At 39.9% G+C, this 17783-nt stretch carries 11 protein-coding genes; 4 read left to right on the forward strand and 7 right to left on the reverse strand.

From position 1 onward, the window contains the following. Window positions 1–315: 315 nt before the first annotated feature. The 3 genes from M3226_RS26025 to M3226_RS26035 form a co-directional block, all read right to left on the reverse strand. The gene (locus tag M3226_RS26025) at window positions 316–741 is read right to left on the reverse strand and encodes a DUF7878 domain-containing protein (RefSeq protein WP_251571632.1); all 426 of its coding nucleotides are present in this window, start codon (window positions 739–741) and stop codon (window positions 316–318) included. Window positions 742–875: 134 nt separating this feature from the next. Then, window positions 876–1235 carry a DUF7674 family protein gene (locus tag M3226_RS26030; protein ID WP_251571634.1) on the reverse strand — a complete coding sequence of 120 codons (360 nt, stop codon included), beginning with the start codon at window positions 1233–1235 and terminating at the stop codon, window positions 876–878. A 247-nt stretch (window positions 1236–1482) separates the two neighbouring features. Further along, window positions 1483–1995: a DinB family protein gene (locus M3226_RS26035; protein WP_251571636.1), complete on the reverse strand. Its 513-nt coding sequence runs from the start codon at window positions 1993–1995 to the stop codon at window positions 1483–1485. Between the two features lie 323 nt (window positions 1996–2318). On the opposite strand from M3226_RS26035, the gene M3226_RS26040 reads away from it, so the two are divergent. The 3 genes from M3226_RS26040 (at window position 2319) to M3226_RS26050 (ending at window position 4533) form a co-directional block, all read left to right on the forward strand. Continuing rightward, window positions 2319–2714: a DUF3224 domain-containing protein gene (locus M3226_RS26040; protein WP_251571639.1), complete on the forward strand. Its 396-nt coding sequence runs from the start codon at window positions 2319–2321 to the stop codon at window positions 2712–2714. Window positions 2715–2856: 142 nt separating this feature from the next. Beyond that, the gene (locus tag M3226_RS26045) at window positions 2857–3315 is read left to right on the forward strand and encodes a hypothetical protein (protein ID WP_251571641.1); all 459 of its coding nucleotides are present in this window, start codon (window positions 2857–2859) and stop codon (window positions 3313–3315) included. 300 nt (window positions 3316–3615) lie between these two features. Beyond that, window positions 3616–4533 carry a C39 family peptidase gene (locus M3226_RS26050; RefSeq protein ID WP_251571643.1) on the forward strand — a complete coding sequence of 306 codons (918 nt, stop codon included), beginning with the start codon at window positions 3616–3618 and terminating at the stop codon, window positions 4531–4533. Between the two features lie 276 nt (window positions 4534–4809). Here the strand turns inward: M3226_RS26050 and M3226_RS26055 are convergent, their stop codons facing one another. Both M3226_RS26055 and M3226_RS26060 read right to left on the reverse strand, forming a co-directional pair. Further along, a complete protein-coding gene (locus M3226_RS26055; RefSeq protein ID WP_251571645.1) occupies window positions 4810–4986 on the reverse strand; it encodes a hypothetical protein in 177 nt (58 codons plus the stop codon). A 551-nt stretch (window positions 4987–5537) separates the two neighbouring features. Continuing rightward, window positions 5538–6734, reverse strand: a complete 1197-nt coding sequence (locus tag M3226_RS26060; protein ID WP_251571646.1) for a HupE/UreJ family protein — start codon at window positions 6732–6734, stop codon at window positions 5538–5540. 264 nt (window positions 6735–6998) lie between these two features. Here M3226_RS26060 and M3226_RS26065 point away from each other — a divergent pair, with 264 nt between their 5' ends. Further along, window positions 6999–13529, forward strand: a complete 6531-nt coding sequence (locus M3226_RS26065; RefSeq protein ID WP_251571648.1) for an Ig-like domain-containing protein — start codon at window positions 6999–7001, stop codon at window positions 13527–13529. A 346-nt stretch (window positions 13530–13875) separates the two neighbouring features. Here the strand turns inward: M3226_RS26065 and M3226_RS26070 are convergent, their stop codons facing one another. Continuing rightward, complete coding sequence (locus M3226_RS26070; protein ID WP_251571650.1) at window positions 13876–16191, reverse strand: Ig-like domain-containing protein; 2316 nt, start codon at window positions 16189–16191, stop codon at window positions 13876–13878. 38 nt (window positions 16192–16229) lie between these two features. After that, on the reverse strand, window positions 16230–17552 hold the full coding sequence (locus tag M3226_RS26075) for an Ig-like domain-containing protein (protein WP_251571652.1): 1323 nt from the start codon (window positions 17550–17552) through the stop codon (window positions 16230–16232). Between the last annotated feature and the right edge of the window lie 231 nt (window positions 17553–17783).

Here is a 17783-nt window from a genome sequence, read left to right on the forward strand (position 1 = left end):
TAAAACCAAAAAAGGAAATAAGTATTTGAGATCAGCATTAACTGAAGCAGCTCATTCAGTAAAAGGTTCGAAGAACTATCTCGGAGCACTGTATCGACGAACAGCATCACGAAAAGGCAAAAAACGATGGTTGTCTTAAATAGAAATGGACAAACATGGAGTATTAGAAAATATAAGAAACCTTTTTAGGTTAATGTTTCAGCCAGTAAAAGATGCAAACTCGTCTTTTCCTTCTTCAACTAAACTGTCCGTTAGCACAAGAGGCGACTGTTAGTTAAATAAGATTTATCCTTTTTATTTAGATAAGGTAAAAGTTCACTTGAGGAACTCATCAAGTGAAACAACGTATTCAATTTCGTGAAGTTCCTTATTTAACTCCTGCATATAATACGTTACAGCTTCTACTAATGCAGTTGTAGTAATGTATGTGTGTGTTTCAAACACCTGCCAAATTGAATAAATCCTCCAATTGTCATTACCTTTATAAATAAAGTTAATTATCGCCTCATTATGGTCAATTGTGTCGTAGTTCATATTTTCTCTAAAACCACTACGAATCTTTTGTAACCATCCACCTAATTGGATACCTAGCTCAGCAAGATTGACATATGGCTCACCGAAAAACAATTTTTTATCCGCATAAATGTTTAAAGTACCTTCTATAAAACCTTGTTCGTAAGCAGTATATTGTAGTCCAGTTGGTACATTTTTGTCTAAAGCAAACGAGAATCTTATATCCATAGAATCACTCCTCAGGCAAATATTCTATATTCAATCACTATTCCCTCTTCTTCAAGTAACCTGCTAGTTAACACAAGAAGAAAAGCTGCCTTTGATTTCAGCAAATAGATCTTCAAACAGAGCACCCCGTTAGTTCAATATCTACCCCAAAACTTTTCAATTTCATCTGAAGCTTTCCTTGTTTCAGTACCCATATACTTATATGCGGTTTGTAGCAATTTCTTGGAGTCGCCAAGTCGTGCAAGAATCGTAACACTTAATAATTCTTTAACATCATCATCACCTTCAGTTGCCATCAGTTCAAGAAAATTAAATAATTCTTTAATCTTGGCTATATCCTGCTCTATACCAATTAATTCAACAAAATAATCGTTACACTCACCAAAGAATACGTGATTTAAAACTTCATCGTTTAAGTCCATATGTTCCTGTAATAAAGGCTTATACTCCTTGAGGTTTTCAGTAAAATGCTTTGCTAAGTCATTGAAATTCATCTTTTTCTCCCTGTTTCAAAACGTGTTTACACTTATCGTTCTCTAAAGTGGATAGATTCTCCTTCTTCAACTAACCTGCATCCGTTAGTTCCATAAGAAAAGCTGCCTTCGATGGCAGCTAGATCTTCAACATAAGCACCCGTTACTTTAAGTGCAATTTTTCACAATCGCTCCAAAGGAACAGTACCCTGCAAAATTATTTCCCCCTATATTTGAATAAATCATTTAGAGGGAGATTGGTGCTGTGTTACTCTGTCCTATTTTGATAGAGGTAAAGCCCAAAATCTTGCATAACGGAGGTGTGCCCCATTTGTCGTAACATAGTAGCTATATTGCCACGGTGATAGGAACCGTGAGTGACAACGTGTAGTACCGTCTCAGAAATAGAAGTTTCAAGTAACCCAGCATATGGGTTATCAACTACAATCAACTTTTCAATATCTTTTTGATTGTCCAGAAGTGCTCTGTATCGTTCGGATAAGTCTAGAAATATTACTTTCATTTCCTCAATACTTTTCATTTCCACCTGTTCTCTTAATTGATTCGTGGTCGCCATTGCTTCATTCATACTTTTACCTGAGATAATGTCAAACCAAGTATAATCTGTGAGATAAATGTGAGACAACACCTTTGATACCGAAGAAAAACCACTCTGAATATCCTTATGATAAATATCCTGTGGAAGTTCTCTCAAACGGTCAATTATAACTTCATTTGCCCAAACGTGGTAGTTGTACATTTTTATTACGGGGTGTGTCATATTAATTTTCCTCCATTTCTATTTGTTCTTCCTTTGTGACAAACGGTACTTAAAAATCTAAATTTTGGAAAAACCATTAACTTATATATTCTGTTTTATTAAAAAAAATTCCTTTAACTAAACTGCATCATTAGTTGAATAACAAAAGGGATTGCATGAGTAATTCCTTCTTCCACATAAGCACCCGTTACTTTAAGTGTAGTATTTCACAAAGTTAGTAAAGAAAAATTAATAAAAGCAATCCTATTTTATTATTGATAATGGTACTTTTTGGATATTATACTGGAGGTGAATAACTATTTAATAATGGAGGGAGATTTACCATGGAGGTAACATTTACAGTAAGCAAATGGGATGAAAAGCCAGTAGACGATACTAGAAAAGAATTCCCTATTAATATTGCCCATGTCGAATATGATATTGAGGGTGAATTAACAGGAAAAGCTTTTGTTGAATATTTATTATTTTATATAGACTCTACAATGGATGATGGTCACTTAGCCACTTCTAAAATTTCCGGATTTCTGCATTTTGAAGGAACTTACAAGGGAAAACATGGAACATTTACGGCTTTAGAGCAAGGAATATTTGATAATGGAAATCTAGATTCTCCAGGAACAATCATCAAAGCTACCGGTGACTTAGAAAGCTTGAAAGGGTCTTATAACTATAAGTTTATAGGTGAAACCAGTAAGATGATTCTAGACTTTAAATTCTAACACAACAGTAAAAAAGGGCATTTCTGTACTACCAGGAATGTCCTTTCGTCGAAAGATCGATCTACCAGATATTTAAACAAGAAAGTATATTTTCTCCTGTTTGTAAGCAATATAAAGGAAACAATGCTAAGGAGTTTTATTAATGTTGGCAACAATAATCAGAATCGGTCTATTATTAATACCGTGGTTAACTGTTTTCTTTATTCCAAAAAATGTGTTTAAAAAATATTCGCCCGTTGCAATTTTCGCCTCTTTATTAGTTGCAATTAATTGTATGTTTTCTGTTCCTTTTAAATGGTGGACAGTAAAAGGTGGTTTAATAAATAAGGTTATTAATGATTTGAGCTTTATATTAGGACCATTCTTTATAGGAACCATTTGGATTTTTCGTTTGACTTTCGGGAAATTCTGGTTATATCTTTTGACTAATATTCTAATAGACTTATTTCTTGCTTATCCAATTAACTGGATAATGCAAAAATTAAAGGTCTATAAATTAGTAAATTATAAATCAAAACACGTTTTTTTCATTGCTATCTTTTTTGCTCTGGTTATTTACCCCTACCAATTATTCATAACTCGAACAAAATCCAGTAAATGAAGCTGGATTTCTTTATTTTCTCTTTGACTTTGCCTCCCACACTAGTGCAAATTGAAATTCTAATATCCACAAGTGTACAACAGTTACTGTCAAACTAAACTGCCAGTTAGTTTTAGTGAAATATTTCACAAACTTCTTTTCTTCCCAGTGAATCGAGGAGAATCTTTTTCGAGATGGTGGATAGAATTCAAAAATTGTCGATAAGATCTAAACTAATATCATGGAAAAAAATGCTAAAATAAAGTAGATGTTAGAAATTTGAATAGGTTAATAGATAGAAATTTGAATTTGGAGGGATTCATGTTGCCGAGAAAATGGTTTAGTCATTTTGCCATGGCGTTTCTTCTGGTGTTTAGTTTAAGTATCGTTGTACCTCCAGATTCCGCATCCGCGGCTGGATCCTCTGCTCTTGTTAGTACAAGTGGGGCCATTCTTAAAAGAGGAAGCCGGGGACCTTCTGTAACAGAGCTACAGAGGAAACTAACATCGCTTGGATACAACACAAAAGGAATGGATGGGATCTTTGGAGTAAACACAGAAAATGCTGTTAGGCAATTCCAAAAAGCTCGTCATCTACAAGTAGATGGAATTGTGGGCCCGGTTACGGCAAAAGCGCTCGGAATAAACATCCAAAGCAGCAGCATTGTATTGAATGTACCATTGATTAATCAAATGGCTACACCTCGTTTAAAAAATGGATGTGAGATGACCAGTTTAGCTATGGTTTTAAACTATCACGGTGTGAAAGTGACGAAAAATACATTAGCAAACCAGGTGAATAAAGTTCCTTGGACGTATAGTAATGGCTTAAGGGGAAACCCAAATATAGGGTTTGTAGGTGATATGGCAAACGGACCGGGGTTAGCTGTATACAATGGCCCCGTTTTATCACTTGCAAAAAAATATGTAGGAAATAAAGCTGTGAACCTAACGAAGAAGCCTTTTTCTGAAGTATTAAGCTATGTCGGCCAAGGGCTTCCAGTTTGGATTATAACGACAACCACTTTTGCACCGGTATCAAATTTCCAATCGTGGAATACCCCACAAGGGCCGATTCGAATTACGTTTAGCGAGCATAGTGTTGTGATTACCGGTTATGATCAAAACTATGTTTATATTAATAACCCTTATGGCAGTAAAAATCAAAAATTAAACAAGACTACCTTTATGAAAGCTTGGGAACAGATGGGGAGCCAAGCGATAGTCATATTAAAGTAAAGTAAAGTAAAGTCACATTAAGAAAATGCGAGAATTATGTTTGTTGTGATCCATTATTTCATACAATTCCACCGGTTGCATGCTCCCTCAAACAGACTTGCACTTTTACATATCACTGCAATGAATCCGACCACTTATTCCGGGGCTGCCTCATGATTTGATGCTCCGTTTTCCCAGCCCTGGAAGCAGTTGGAACAAAGTCCAGAGCGAAGGCTGTGAGCACAAAATGGGCAGGTTTCATGCCAACCTTTTCACAACTGCCTTTTATAATTAGTCTCACCGTTCGAGGAGTCCATCGGTCTTGAATGTTCCCACGACGATCGATTCCTCGGAAAAGTGCCCCACTATCAATCTTGGATTCTTCCAATCAATCTTGTAAAACGCAAACGGGGCAGGTAAATCGGTTGCTTCCGCATGGCAAAGCAATCCAAGTTTTGAGAAAATCGTAATCATGTTATACTACCCGTTTAAGCACAATTTCTCACATAGTTATTCTGGATTATATTCCATTGTCTTACCGTACTTTCCAACCTGCGGAGTACTAGAATCAGCTGAAGGAAAAAAGTATAACGAATTTAAAAAAAGACCAGTCTCAAGTTCACCCGAATAACCAGCTATATAATGAATAGCACTCTGCTTATTTTCATCATCGGTAATGGCCTATCTAACGAAAGGTCACCGTATAGTTTATGTTGTAATTCTAATACATTCTTATTATCAAAAAATTCAATTGAGATTTTTCCTCCATCTTCTTTAACCAATTTATTTATTATGTATTTCACATCATCTATAAAAGCTGTATTATTTAATTCCCCTGGATCAATTAAGGCATAATGTTGCCAATGTCCTGATATATTGAATATTAACTTAAACCAGCTACATATATAAATGCCTTAACGCATTGATATAAACAAGAAAAAGACGTATGCCAAATTCATACGTCTTTTTGAATGCTATTTGTTCTATATACACCCGAAAACGGAATCCTTTATAAAGGTTTCAAATTATAGAAACAGCCGCTGGAACAGCCAAATCGCACCTAAAGCAACAATCGCATACGAGCCATAGGTGATCACTTTCCCAGAGTTCTTTAATTTAAATAAGTATGATAATAATGGAAGCAGTAATAAGACAATCGTCAGCTGAACGGCCTCAATTCCCAGGTTGAAATTGAGCAGTGCCACAGCTAAATGGCTCTTCGGAATACTCATCTCTTTTAAAATCGTCGCAAAACCGAGACCGTGGATCAAGCCAAACAAGAAGGTGATGCTCCAGCGATAGCGGATTTCCTTTCGAAAAATATTTTCCAGCGCTACATAACAAATACTAAAAGCAATGACTGCCTCGACAAACCGGGATGGGAGCGTAACCCAGCCCAAAACGGCCAGACTAAGCGTAATACTATGTGCAATCGTAAACGCCGTAACAATCGCTGCATACTGCTTAAAGGTTTGCTTCCTCAGCAGCAGGGCAAGCAAGAACAATAGATGGTCATAGCCAGTTAAAATATGAAGCATCCCAAGTTTAAAAAAGGAAAACCACGACGTGACAGCTGTTTTTTCCGCAGGCTTTGCCGCTGAATCTGGCTGAACGTGCGCGGCATCCGGCTGTGTGGTCTGACCTTGCTCCTGTTGGGCCTCAGTCACTAAAAACGTCCAGGTACGCTCTTTTCCTTGAATCACACCCTCGCTCGATTCGCCATAAATCGAAGCCGTGATCAGATCCACATAATTGGTAGCAGTATCATGATAATAAAAACCATCATTATAATTAATCGTGTCACCTGGTGAGAAGGCCGGAAATGTCATAGTAGTCGATAGATACTCTTTATTTTCTTTTTTTACAAGCTTCATAGACTCAATCGTTGGCGTTTGTTCCTTATTTCCTTTATCAAGGGTAAGGCCCTCCTCGATTAACTCTTCCAAATGATGCTTATTCTTGTTGATTTCCGATTTTTCAAGGACAAAGTTTTTGTTTGCATCGAGATGGGGTACTAATTCTATAACGGATAGCGTGTCAAGGGTAAAGACCACTTCGGTGTGTTTACCGTCCACAGTCATTTTTGTATAACTCGCACTATAGGCATGAGCAGAAGCTTTAGAAGGAATCGTTATCCAAACTAATAGAATAATTGCTAATAAGGACAAAATTAAAGGTCTAGAAATATAGAACATTCGATGTTTCTCGAAAAAAGCACCCACAGTTTTCCTCCTTAAATTACTATTTATATATAATTTTATGGTTGGTAATAGGTCGGGATTTAATCCAATTCTACTTCTATATAATCATATTCGAATCCCATTTGTACATATGGAAATGAATTATTGTTCATAAATCCGTCACACTTTCTATCTTTCTATTTAGAAATTTTGTAGAATAATGATGTAATTAAAATTATTCAGAAAAAAAGGGGGATTGGGGGCTGCTTTTTTTATAAAAATTATATATAAAAGGGTGGAGTTTGAATGAAGGGGAATAGTATGAAGTTCAAGCGTTGGACGAGTTCGTTTATGGCAGCGCTTCTATTGATCAGTACATTTTTGCCGAGTAGTTTAATAGGCAGAGCGCATGCGGATATGGCTGATCATGTGGTGATTTCTCAAGTGTTTGGCGCAGGAGGAAATGGCACAGGTTCTGCATCTTCACCATATGCACCATACAATAAAGACTTTATAGAACTATATAACCCAACAGATCAGTCGGTTAATTTAAAGGATTGGTCTGTGCAATATGCATCTAACACGGGGGCCTTTAGTGCTTCAACTAAACTAAACAACACAATCCCTGCCCATGGGTACTACCTAATTGCAGAGGGTGGCGGGGCAAATGGGGCCGACATTCTTCCTAGCGATGACTCAGGTACTATTGCAATGGGTGGAACAAATGGAAAGGTTAGATTAGTGAATAAGGATGCGGTTGTTATCGATTTGGTTGGTTACGGAACTGCAACAACATTCGAGGGTTCTAATCCAACAAAGGCACTTTCAAATACAACAAGTGCACAACGAAGACCGTATGCAAACACAGACCCAGCCCCTGGAAAAGGAAACGCCTGGGATACAGGTGATAACTCCGCAGACTTCTATGTTGGACCGGTCACAGCCCCAAGAAACACAGCAAGCTCAACAGAAGCCCCAATGGTTCCACAAATCAGCTTACAGCCAAAAGGAAACAATATCCAATATACGGCAGGCAAAGTGACAGGACTACCGGAATCAGTAGAAGCTGGATCAACTGTAAAAGCCTATGCAAGTGCAACAAAAGGCACTGCTCTTGGGACAGCTACCGCCAAAGCAGACGGTTCATTTGAACTTACCGTTACAGCTGATAACACATTAACATCTGTTTATGTTGCTGCAACCCAAAATGGCTTGGCAGAAAGTGCAGCCATCCAAATAAATGCCGCAACAGCTAGTAATGTTGTGGATCAAGTAAAACTAAGCTATGTAGTAGCAGATGGCGTCGGGACATTAATCGGCAGTGCAGGAGCAGCTTCTGCTAATGCTGTTGTCAATGTGTACTCACCGGATTCCACTAAATTAAATACAGAAGAAATCAAAGCAGGTACACAAGGAGACTTCACTGTTACCATCAACAATGCTCCTAATACCGTATCTGTGACACAAACAACGAGTTCCGCTAAAGGAATCATGCTAGAAAGTAAGCCAGTTTCCGTAACCAAAGCGGATACAACAAAGGTTTCGAAACTAAATGAAGTTCGTTCCTATGATTCCAATGGAAAACCTTTAAACGTAGATAAGTACTTTACGATCGAAGCAGTGGCTACAGTTGATAATCAGATTCTCGGAACACAGAAACAAAACTTCTATGTTCAGGACGATACAGCTGGAATCAACATTTTTAGCACAGCATTAGAGACACCTTTTAAAGTAGTAAAGGGGGATAAGTTAAGAATAACCGGTAAAGTACTTGTTTATAATGGCTTAACCGAGTTCGAACCTTCCTCGATTGAAAAAATAAGCGAAGGGAATCCAATTCCTGAAGCAAGACCATTAACCATCTTAGATTCAACAACCTTTGCAACAGCAGAGCCGCTTGAAGGAAGTCTTGTAACGATTACAGGTAAGGTTTCTGCGACGGCAAGCACACCTCCTAACTATAATGTGACCTTTGTCGATGAAAACAACAAGGCGACAACATTAAGGGTGATGAGCAATACAGGAATTGTTCCAGATAAAGATTTAGTAGTTGGAAAAAGCTACACCGTGACTGGAATCCTAGGTCAATATACAACAAACAAAACACAACTGACATCGGGTTATCAAATGTATCCGCGTGCGGTAAGTGATATTGCACCGATCCTTAGCATTACTCACACAGCGCTGACAGAAGTCTATAAAGGCGCGCATGTGGAATTCGAAGCCACAGCTGATGGTGCTGAATCTGTAAAAGTGTACTATCGAGCAACAGGTACGACTGAGTATACAGCACTAGAAATGGCAAAAGGCAGCGAAGGTCGTTATACCGCAACATTAGAGGCCGCAAATGTACCGCAAAATGGATTCGAATACTATATCGAAGCAAAAGCAGGTACACAAGTACAAACGTCTGGTACTAGTGCGGCTCCACATCCAGTCACCTTAATTGAGGATACCACTGGACCAGAAATATCAGGTATGACACCGCAAGACACAACAAAAGTAGAAAATCCAACACCAGAGATTTCTGCTTTGATTGATGACGCAAGCGGGGTGGACGCAACAACGGTTCAACTGTGGCTGGATGGCCAAGAGCTAACAGCACCAGCGGCAACAATAAGCAAAACACAGGTGAAATATACACCTGGACAAGACCTTGCGCTTGGAAAACATACCGTTAAGGTGGCAGCAAAAGATACAAAAGGCAACTTAACCGAAAAAACATGGACATTTGAAGTGGTCCCACGTTTTACAGGCGGAAATCACTACCGCGGTACAACGCATAACCATACAAATATATCCCATGACGGAGCAGGTACTCCTGAGGATGCGCTAAAAGCAGGTCAATACCATCATTACGATTGGTTCGCCTTCTCAGACCACTCTCACGATATCGCCCCTGAAAAATTGGGTACAGATACCGTTGAACGGAAAACAGCAGACGGTAAGGCAGTCCCTGAACGTTCCGGCGGTTCGGACTGGCAGTTAACGAAAGACCTTGCTAAAAAGTACACAACCGATGACTATGTAGTATTCCCAGCATTTGAGATGACCTCCACTACATGGGGACACTCTAATATCTTCGGTACGGATAACTTTATCGACCGAAATATAAACGGCAAACAATACCAGGACTTAAGCCAGTACTATGCATGGGTCATGACATACGACGATATCGTGGGTCAATTCAACCACCCGGATATGTCAGCCAATGCGTTTAACAACTTTAAGCCTTATAACGCGAATGTTGATAAGCTATTCACAATGTTAGAAGTCGGAAATGGTTCCGGCCACTACGGCTATGCGAATGCCGAAACGAAATTCTACTCAGCTTTAGATTTAGGCTGGCATGTCGCACCAACTTACGGGGAAGACAACCATGAAGGAACATGGGGTCAAGTCAATGCCCGTACGGTCATCGTAGCGGACGACCTTTCTCAAGCATCCCTTCTTCACTCCATGCGTAATATGCGTGTCTACATGGAAGAGGACCCTAACTTCACGTTAGACGTATTAGCCAACGGCTACTACATGGGTTCAACAGTTGACAGCAAGTCCCTAAAATTTGATATAAAGGGAAGCGACTTAGTAGCGGAAGCTCATAATGACAGTGATTATAGCTATTTACCAACAAGCTACAAATCAGATGATAGAATCCAAAAAGTAGAACTCATTACAAACGGCGGTAAAGTAGTCGATACTTATGAGCCAATGACGAAAGACTTCACTTGGAAACCAACCTATACGGTTTCAGGCGGCCAGCAATGGTTTGTTGTAAAAGTAACGCAAATGGACGGGGAAAGAATTTATTCTTCACCAATCTGGTCAAAAGAAGAACCAGTCGACGTAAAAGTAAACAGCATTGACATCGACGGCGGCGTCATCATTGGCGGCAACCCTGCAACATTAAAAGCGACGGTTGCGAACAATGGTACACAACCAGTCAGAAATCTAAAAGTAGACTTCTATTATGATGAAGTAAAAGAAGCTGATTTTATCGGGACAAACAACATTTCTTCGATTCCGACGAAAGCTTCCGCAACGGCATCTGCAATATGGGCTGCCCCGTCAACAGGCGACCACAAAATTATCGCGGTCGTGACCTCATTAGATGGTCTGGATCTAGGGGATACGAAGTTTGTTTTACCAGTGAAAATCAAACAACCGCTCGGCGTGAAAGTATTAATTGATGCCAACCACGGCAATGAAAATACTTCGGGTGACAGCGGAACGTATAAGGATAACTTAAAATCCTTTACCTTAATGCTTCAAAAAGAAGGTTATACCGTAGCTGAAAATAAAACAGTCCTTACGGATGAAGTGTTAAGCGGTGTAAAAGTATTAGTACTCACACACCCAAGATATGCACTCACTGCAGCAGAAAATGCAGCTGTGGCTAAGTTTGTGAAAGATGGCGGCTCCTTGTTAATGGCAGGGAAGAGCAATAACAACACAGACCCAACGGTTAACAACGCCCTACTTGGCGAGATGGGTTCAACCATCCGCATGGGGAACGATGGTGTCTTTGACTTAAGCAAGAGCGGTAACTTCTGGAGTGAGCCAACCGTCAGCCCATATGCAGTCAGAGTGCATCCAAGCTTGGTTTCCAACTTGATCACCGACCGCGTATCATTTATTGATTACTACAGCGGAACAAGTCTATCTGGAGCCGATAATCAGGCGTTAACAGACGGCGGTAAAGTGACAATCCTTGCAAAAGGAAATGAAACCACCTATCAAGGAAACATTAAAGGCGGATACACCTATGATGCCGTCTCCGATGAAACAGGCGGTTCAGCCATTCCGTTAATCGCGTCAGAAGAAATTGGTACCGAAGGACGTATTGTCGTTTCCGGTATGAATATCTTCAATGACAAACAAATGGATGAATCGTACGAGCCAAAAGGAAACGACGAATTCACACTAAATGCCGTCAACTGGCTAGCACATCGTGAAACGAAAGTGTCCAAAATTGCCGATGCACGTTCGAAAGAAGATGGCACGGATGTAGTTGTAGAAGGTACAGTAACAACAGGAGCAGGCAATTTCTTCGATGCGTTCTACCTGCAAGATGAAACCGGCGGTATTATGGCATTCCAGGAAGTTCCGGAAGGCTCGCTGAAACTAGGCGATAAAGTACGTGTTCATGGGCACATCAAGACATTTGAAAATAACAAAGAATTAGAGTTTACTAGCTTTGCAAGTGACGTGATTAAAATTGGTTCAGGGAATCCAGTCCAGCCTAAGACAGTGGCTACTGGTGAAGCGACCAGTGCGGCCAACCAAGGATTACTGGTTAAGGTAACAGGAACCGTTAAATCAAAATATGACGATAATTCTTATGTAATCAACGATGGTTCAGGAGAAGTATTAGTCTTTACAGACGGATATATCGTCAACCAAAGCGGTCCTGTTCCAGCTCTTAAAGTGGGCGACACGTTAGAAGCAGTCGGTCTTTCTGGGTCATTTTCAGAAGGGACACGAATCCGTGTTAGAGATACAAAGGAATTAGTAGGATATGATAGAACAGCTCCAGAAGCACCAGTAGTTACTGGTGTAACTGATCAAGCTGTGGAGATCACTGGAACAACGGAAGCCAGTGCCACTGTAAAAGCAACAGTTAACGGTGAAGAAATAGGTAAAGCAATAGCGGATGGGGAAGGTAAATATACCATCACCATTCTGAAACAAACAGCAGGAACTAAAGTTGCTGTAACAGCTACAGATGCTGCTGGCAATGCTAGTGTAGCAACGGAAGTAACAGTAAGTGATGTAACAGCACCAGAAGCACCAGTTGTAAATGAGGTAACAGATCAAGCTATTGTAATTACTGGTACGACTGAGGCTAATGCTAAGTTAGAAGCAAGGGCTGCTGGCGAAGTGATCGGTACAACAACAGCAGATGCGGACGGTAATTATAAGATTGACATTGAAAAACAAGCAGCAGGAACCAAAATTGCTGTAACATCAACAGATGCAGCAGGTAATGTTAGTGAAGCTGCTGAAGTAACCGTAAGCGATGTAACCGCACCGGATGCACCAGTCGTAAACAATGTAACAGATAAAGATGAAGTCATCACGGGTACAACAGAAGCCGATGCGACTGTAAAAGCTGTGGCAGGCGGTCAAGAAATTGGTACAGCAACATCTGATGGTGATGGTAAATTTACCATTACAATTGTAAAACAAACAGCAGGAACCAAAGTTGCCGTAACAGCTGCAGATGCTGCTGGCAATACTAGTGCAGCAACAGAAGTAACCGTAATCGATGTAACGGCACCAGATGCACCAGCCATTAATCCAGTAAACGATAATGATGTCGTGATTACTGGAAAGGCAGAGGCTGGCGCAACAGTTGTGGCAAAGGTGAATGGCCAAGCTATTGGTACAGCAACTGCTGAATTTGATGGAACATATTCCATTGGTATGGCGAAGCAAACAGCCGGTTCCACGATCTCTATTACAGCAGTCGATGCAGCTGGAAATAGTAGTTCAGAAACAACGATCACGGTGTTAGATGAAAAAGTAACAAAAGTAAGTGTCACAACAGCTAAGCCTGGTACGCAGGTATTTAAAGAATCGATTCAATTTATCGCAACTTCTGAAGGAAGCAGAACTCCTCAATATCGTTTCTATATCATTGATAAAAAGGGAGATACGATCTATTCGCAAGCCTATGGGGTAAGCAATACATTGATTTGGACAGCTAAAAATCCTGGCACCTATACCATCGTTGTCGAAGCGAAGGACAAGTACAATTTCGGTTTATTCGCAACCTATTCTGAGGCGAAGACGCAATTGACCTTTGACGTGGCAGCTGGCAAGGCAAAGAAATAGTTTTTAAAAACTTAAATGTTTTTTCATAGTTTATTCATAAACAGAAGATAGAATAAGGTCATGGAGAGGACAAGCTAATTCAACCCTTTTTCATGACCCCCTTTTGTATATCATATTTATCCGGCCTAGTGCCGGATATTTTTTTTCTAAAAAATGTACTAGTTTTAGAAATTGGCAGGTCAATTATAAAAATTGGCCGGTAAAATTCAAAAATGGCAGGTATTTTTCCAAACCGGCAGGTATTTTCGCCAAAGTGTCCGGTAAAAGACTCAAACTGGCAGGTACCCCCCAAGACCCCCATTATATAAAAAAGGACCCTTACAACGAATGTAAGAGTCCTCCATTTTTAATATACCTTTACAAAAACCGAGCGACTTTGATTACCCGCTTTGTCCATTGCGGACACATCAAGAGTAGATCCCTTTGCCTGTGCTCTTATGGCAGCTTTATAATTACCGTACCGGTCGGAAACCGCTTTTCCTACCAGGCTAGTGCCCTTATAAATATAAACCGTTGCTCCAACCTCCGCTTTCCCTGTCACAGTCGTTGATTTATACGTCACTTTATTAACACTCGGAGCGGCAGGAGGAGTCTTGTCAACAACCGTTACCAAAGTTTGGCTCTGATTACCTGCTGTATCACTCGCATAAATCGTGACAACCGTCCCTGCCTTTTGGGCACGAACCATTTTGACTACGAAAGTTCCTGAGCCAACAGCATAACCTTGGCCTAAGACAGTGCTTCCGGCCTTGATGACTACCTTTGCACCCGCTTCTGTCTTTCCGATAATAACCGTTTGATTATCTTTAATAGTTGTTGATACAGCTGGTTTTATAGGCGCTGTCTTATCTAAGACGATAATCGTCACATCAGTACTTTTATTGCCTCCGCCGTCCTGAGCATAAATAGTCAGTTTGGTTCCAGCCTTTTGCGCTATGATTTTTACCGAAAACCCTGTACTAGTAGCAGTAGCTGTTCCTAACACGGTTGAGCCAGATTTTACGTATACCGTTGTTCCGACTTCTGCTTTACCTGTCACAGTTGTTTGATTATCACTGACAGGATTGACACTTGGTGCAGCCGGTGGGATTGTATCTTTAACTGTTATGGAAGTGGTACTACTTGGGTTCCCTGCTGCATCTACAGCATAAACAGACAAGATGGTACCGCCAGTTTGTTTAGAAATAGGTACGCTGAAATTACCTGAATCATCAGCGGCAGCATATCCGAGTTGTGTGCTGCCTTTCTTTACATAAACGGTCGCCCCAGCCTCTGTTATGCCTGTTACGGTGGTATCCTGATCACTCACTTGATTAACCGTTGAAAGGACCGGTGCAGTCATATCAGTATCGTCGCCTAAGAGCGTATAAGTGATATCCGAATCCTTATCTTCTGGTGCTGTAAATGGTAAATCAGCTATTTTAACGATTGCCCCGCCACCGTGCAGATCGGTTCCATAACCGTTGTAAATCTTTGGATTCAGCGCAGAGAACGCAGTATCCCCTTTAAAACCATACAGTCCAGTTGCCTGCTTTAATAATAAGGCTTCTCTGAATGAGGTCATAAACTTTCCAAATGTCATAGTAGGGTCAATGTATTTATGGATCACATCTTCGACTGCTCGATAATTATTGTTTGGATCTTCCAGTATTTCCTTAAAGATCTTGTCGCCTTGGTTTGCTTGCAGCTTGAGATATTCGGCAAACAAATAGGACAAGGAGTAATTCGCCAAAACGTCACCTTCGTCATCCCAATACAATAACGAATGGCCATCTGTGATCGAATCAGAGTAATTATAATAAGCAATCCGATCCGTTAATGCTTGACCAGTATAGATCTGTTCAGCTGCCATTGATAATCCTTCATCTAACCATGTATCCATTTGGGAAGTACTGTTTTCAATAAAGGCTGTGCGGTTAAAGTTGACCATGTGTTGAAATTCATGGGCTAACGTACTATAAGCCTGTGTCACATCCTTAACCGAACCCGTTCCCATTGATGGGTAGGTATCGATGTTAAAGACCTCCATTTGATTGGAGTCAGGTAAATCAAATAAATCATAAGGGTTGAAATATCCTGCCACATAGCCGCCGCTTCCGCTAAAGCCATCCTGGATATCATAGCAGAGGATATTGACTTTCCCATTCCCATCTACATCTGATTCAACTCCAAAGTTGGTATTGACGATCGGTTTAATTTTATTATCAAACTCTTGACCAAGCTTTTGAGCATCTAAAGAGCTAATTTGATTATTGTAGACCCATACATTGGATTTTGTGCCGCTGTATAGTAATTTCGCCGTAATGGAATAATCCGAATCTGATTCAATATCGGTTACCCAAAAGGCTTTACTGTCTCCTACAGCAAAAGGAGTATACATCGTTTTTCGACGGATTTTACTATCTTTGTGTTTTGCGATATTAAAAGGTTTGACTAAATCCATTTTATAAGCACTAGGCTGCAATTTCTTATTCATCGTATAGTTCTTGTTTTTTATCGTAAAAGATCCTGTATAGGCGTATCCATCAGCATCTGTCGATTCGTTATTAATGATCACATAGCCCTGACCTGCTGTTAGAGCATGAGCCGTTTCTCCAGCTGAAAAAGAGAATAGTAGAAGGCTGGATAAGACGATACAAAATAATCGTTTGAATGTTTTCATAAGAGCTCCTCTCAAATCATTGGTTTCTATCTAGTAAGTTAGTTAACGGTTGCCCAAGCAGAATTACTTTGATTGCCGCTTTGATCGATGGCCAGCACTTCTAATTTTATGCCCCGCTTCTGAGGAGGTATAGCTGCTTTGAAGTTTCCATAACGATCACTTGTTGCCTGTCCGATCAGGTTGGATCCATAAAAAATATAAACCCCTGAACCAGCCTCTGCTTTTCCAGTTAGAGAGGTCGAGGTAGTTGTCACTTTACCTACGCTTGGAACAGCGGGAGCCGTTACATCCGTCACCGTTACGGAAGTACCTGCACTGCGATTCCCCGCTTTATCGATCGCATAAACGGTTAAGATGGTACCTGCTTTCTTTCCTGCTGTGAGTTTAATAGTAAAAGAACCTGTACTTGAAGCAGTGATTTGACCTATCAAGGAGGATCCTTGTCTAATCTCTACTCGCGCGTTTCCTTCAGTCGTTCCATTAATAATCGATTGGTTATCAGCTACTGAATAAACAGTTGGTTTTCCTGGAGCCGTTTTATCAAGCACCGTAACGGTAGTGCCTGCACTCTGATTTCCGGCAGCATCTTTCGCATAAACGGTTAGTTGTGTACCTGACATTTGTGTGGGAGTTGTTACAGTGAAGTATCCAGCCGAGTTCGCTTTATTACTACCAATCGTGGTACTTCCTTTTTTTACAATAATCGTTGAATTCGCTTCTGCCTTACCGCTAACACTTTTATCATTATTGTCAACTGCATAAACAGTTGGCTTTGCAGGTGGCGTTCTGTCAACAACTGGCGGAGTATAGAAAGGGTTCGCTACTCTAAATTGAGTAACATCTTGGTAATACAGATCACTCGTATACTCTGAAACACCTACTCTCATATAAATGTAGGGCTGGCCTTGGTACATTGATTTAGGAACGAAAGAATTTAGCGTACCGGCAGTCGCTCCATATGTATTAAAATTAGTTTCACCTGTGTACTGTAAAGTTCCCCCATTATTTTTTAGGAACTCAACCGTAAGATATGGGTCTTTTAAGTATCCGTATTCAGATTGGTATAAAATTTTAACATTCATTTGTGTGGTGGAATAATTGGAAACCGAATTAAAGGTTAGAGTGTGATATGTATACCAGCTATCTAACAAGTAATCTACAAATGTGTTGTTTGTTTTTAGGGGATAATCTCCCGGGTTTACGGATAAGGATTTCTTCAAACCTTTTCCAGGTAAATTGATTGTGGTCATCTTGCTGCTAAAACTTTTAAGTACGGGTTTAATTTCCTGCGCGTGTGCATTAATCGGTACTGCGATGAAACAAAATAATAATAAACCTAGTAAAAACCTAAATTTCTTCAAACCCATCTACTCCCTTAATCATATATTCCTAAAAAACTATAGTTCTTTATAAGGAATATTATAAACTATATTTTCCGTAAAAAGAATGAAGTGGAGGTAAAAATTTGAAGATTAATAAATAAATTCTACTATTCCGAGAGATGGAGATTAAATACTATAAACCTATATTATTTAAATTGGGGGAAGTTGAAGCTGCATCGAAAGGCCTCTGAATATTTTGAGAGTCATTTG

The sequence above is a fragment of the Neobacillus cucumis genome (assembly GCF_023715505.1).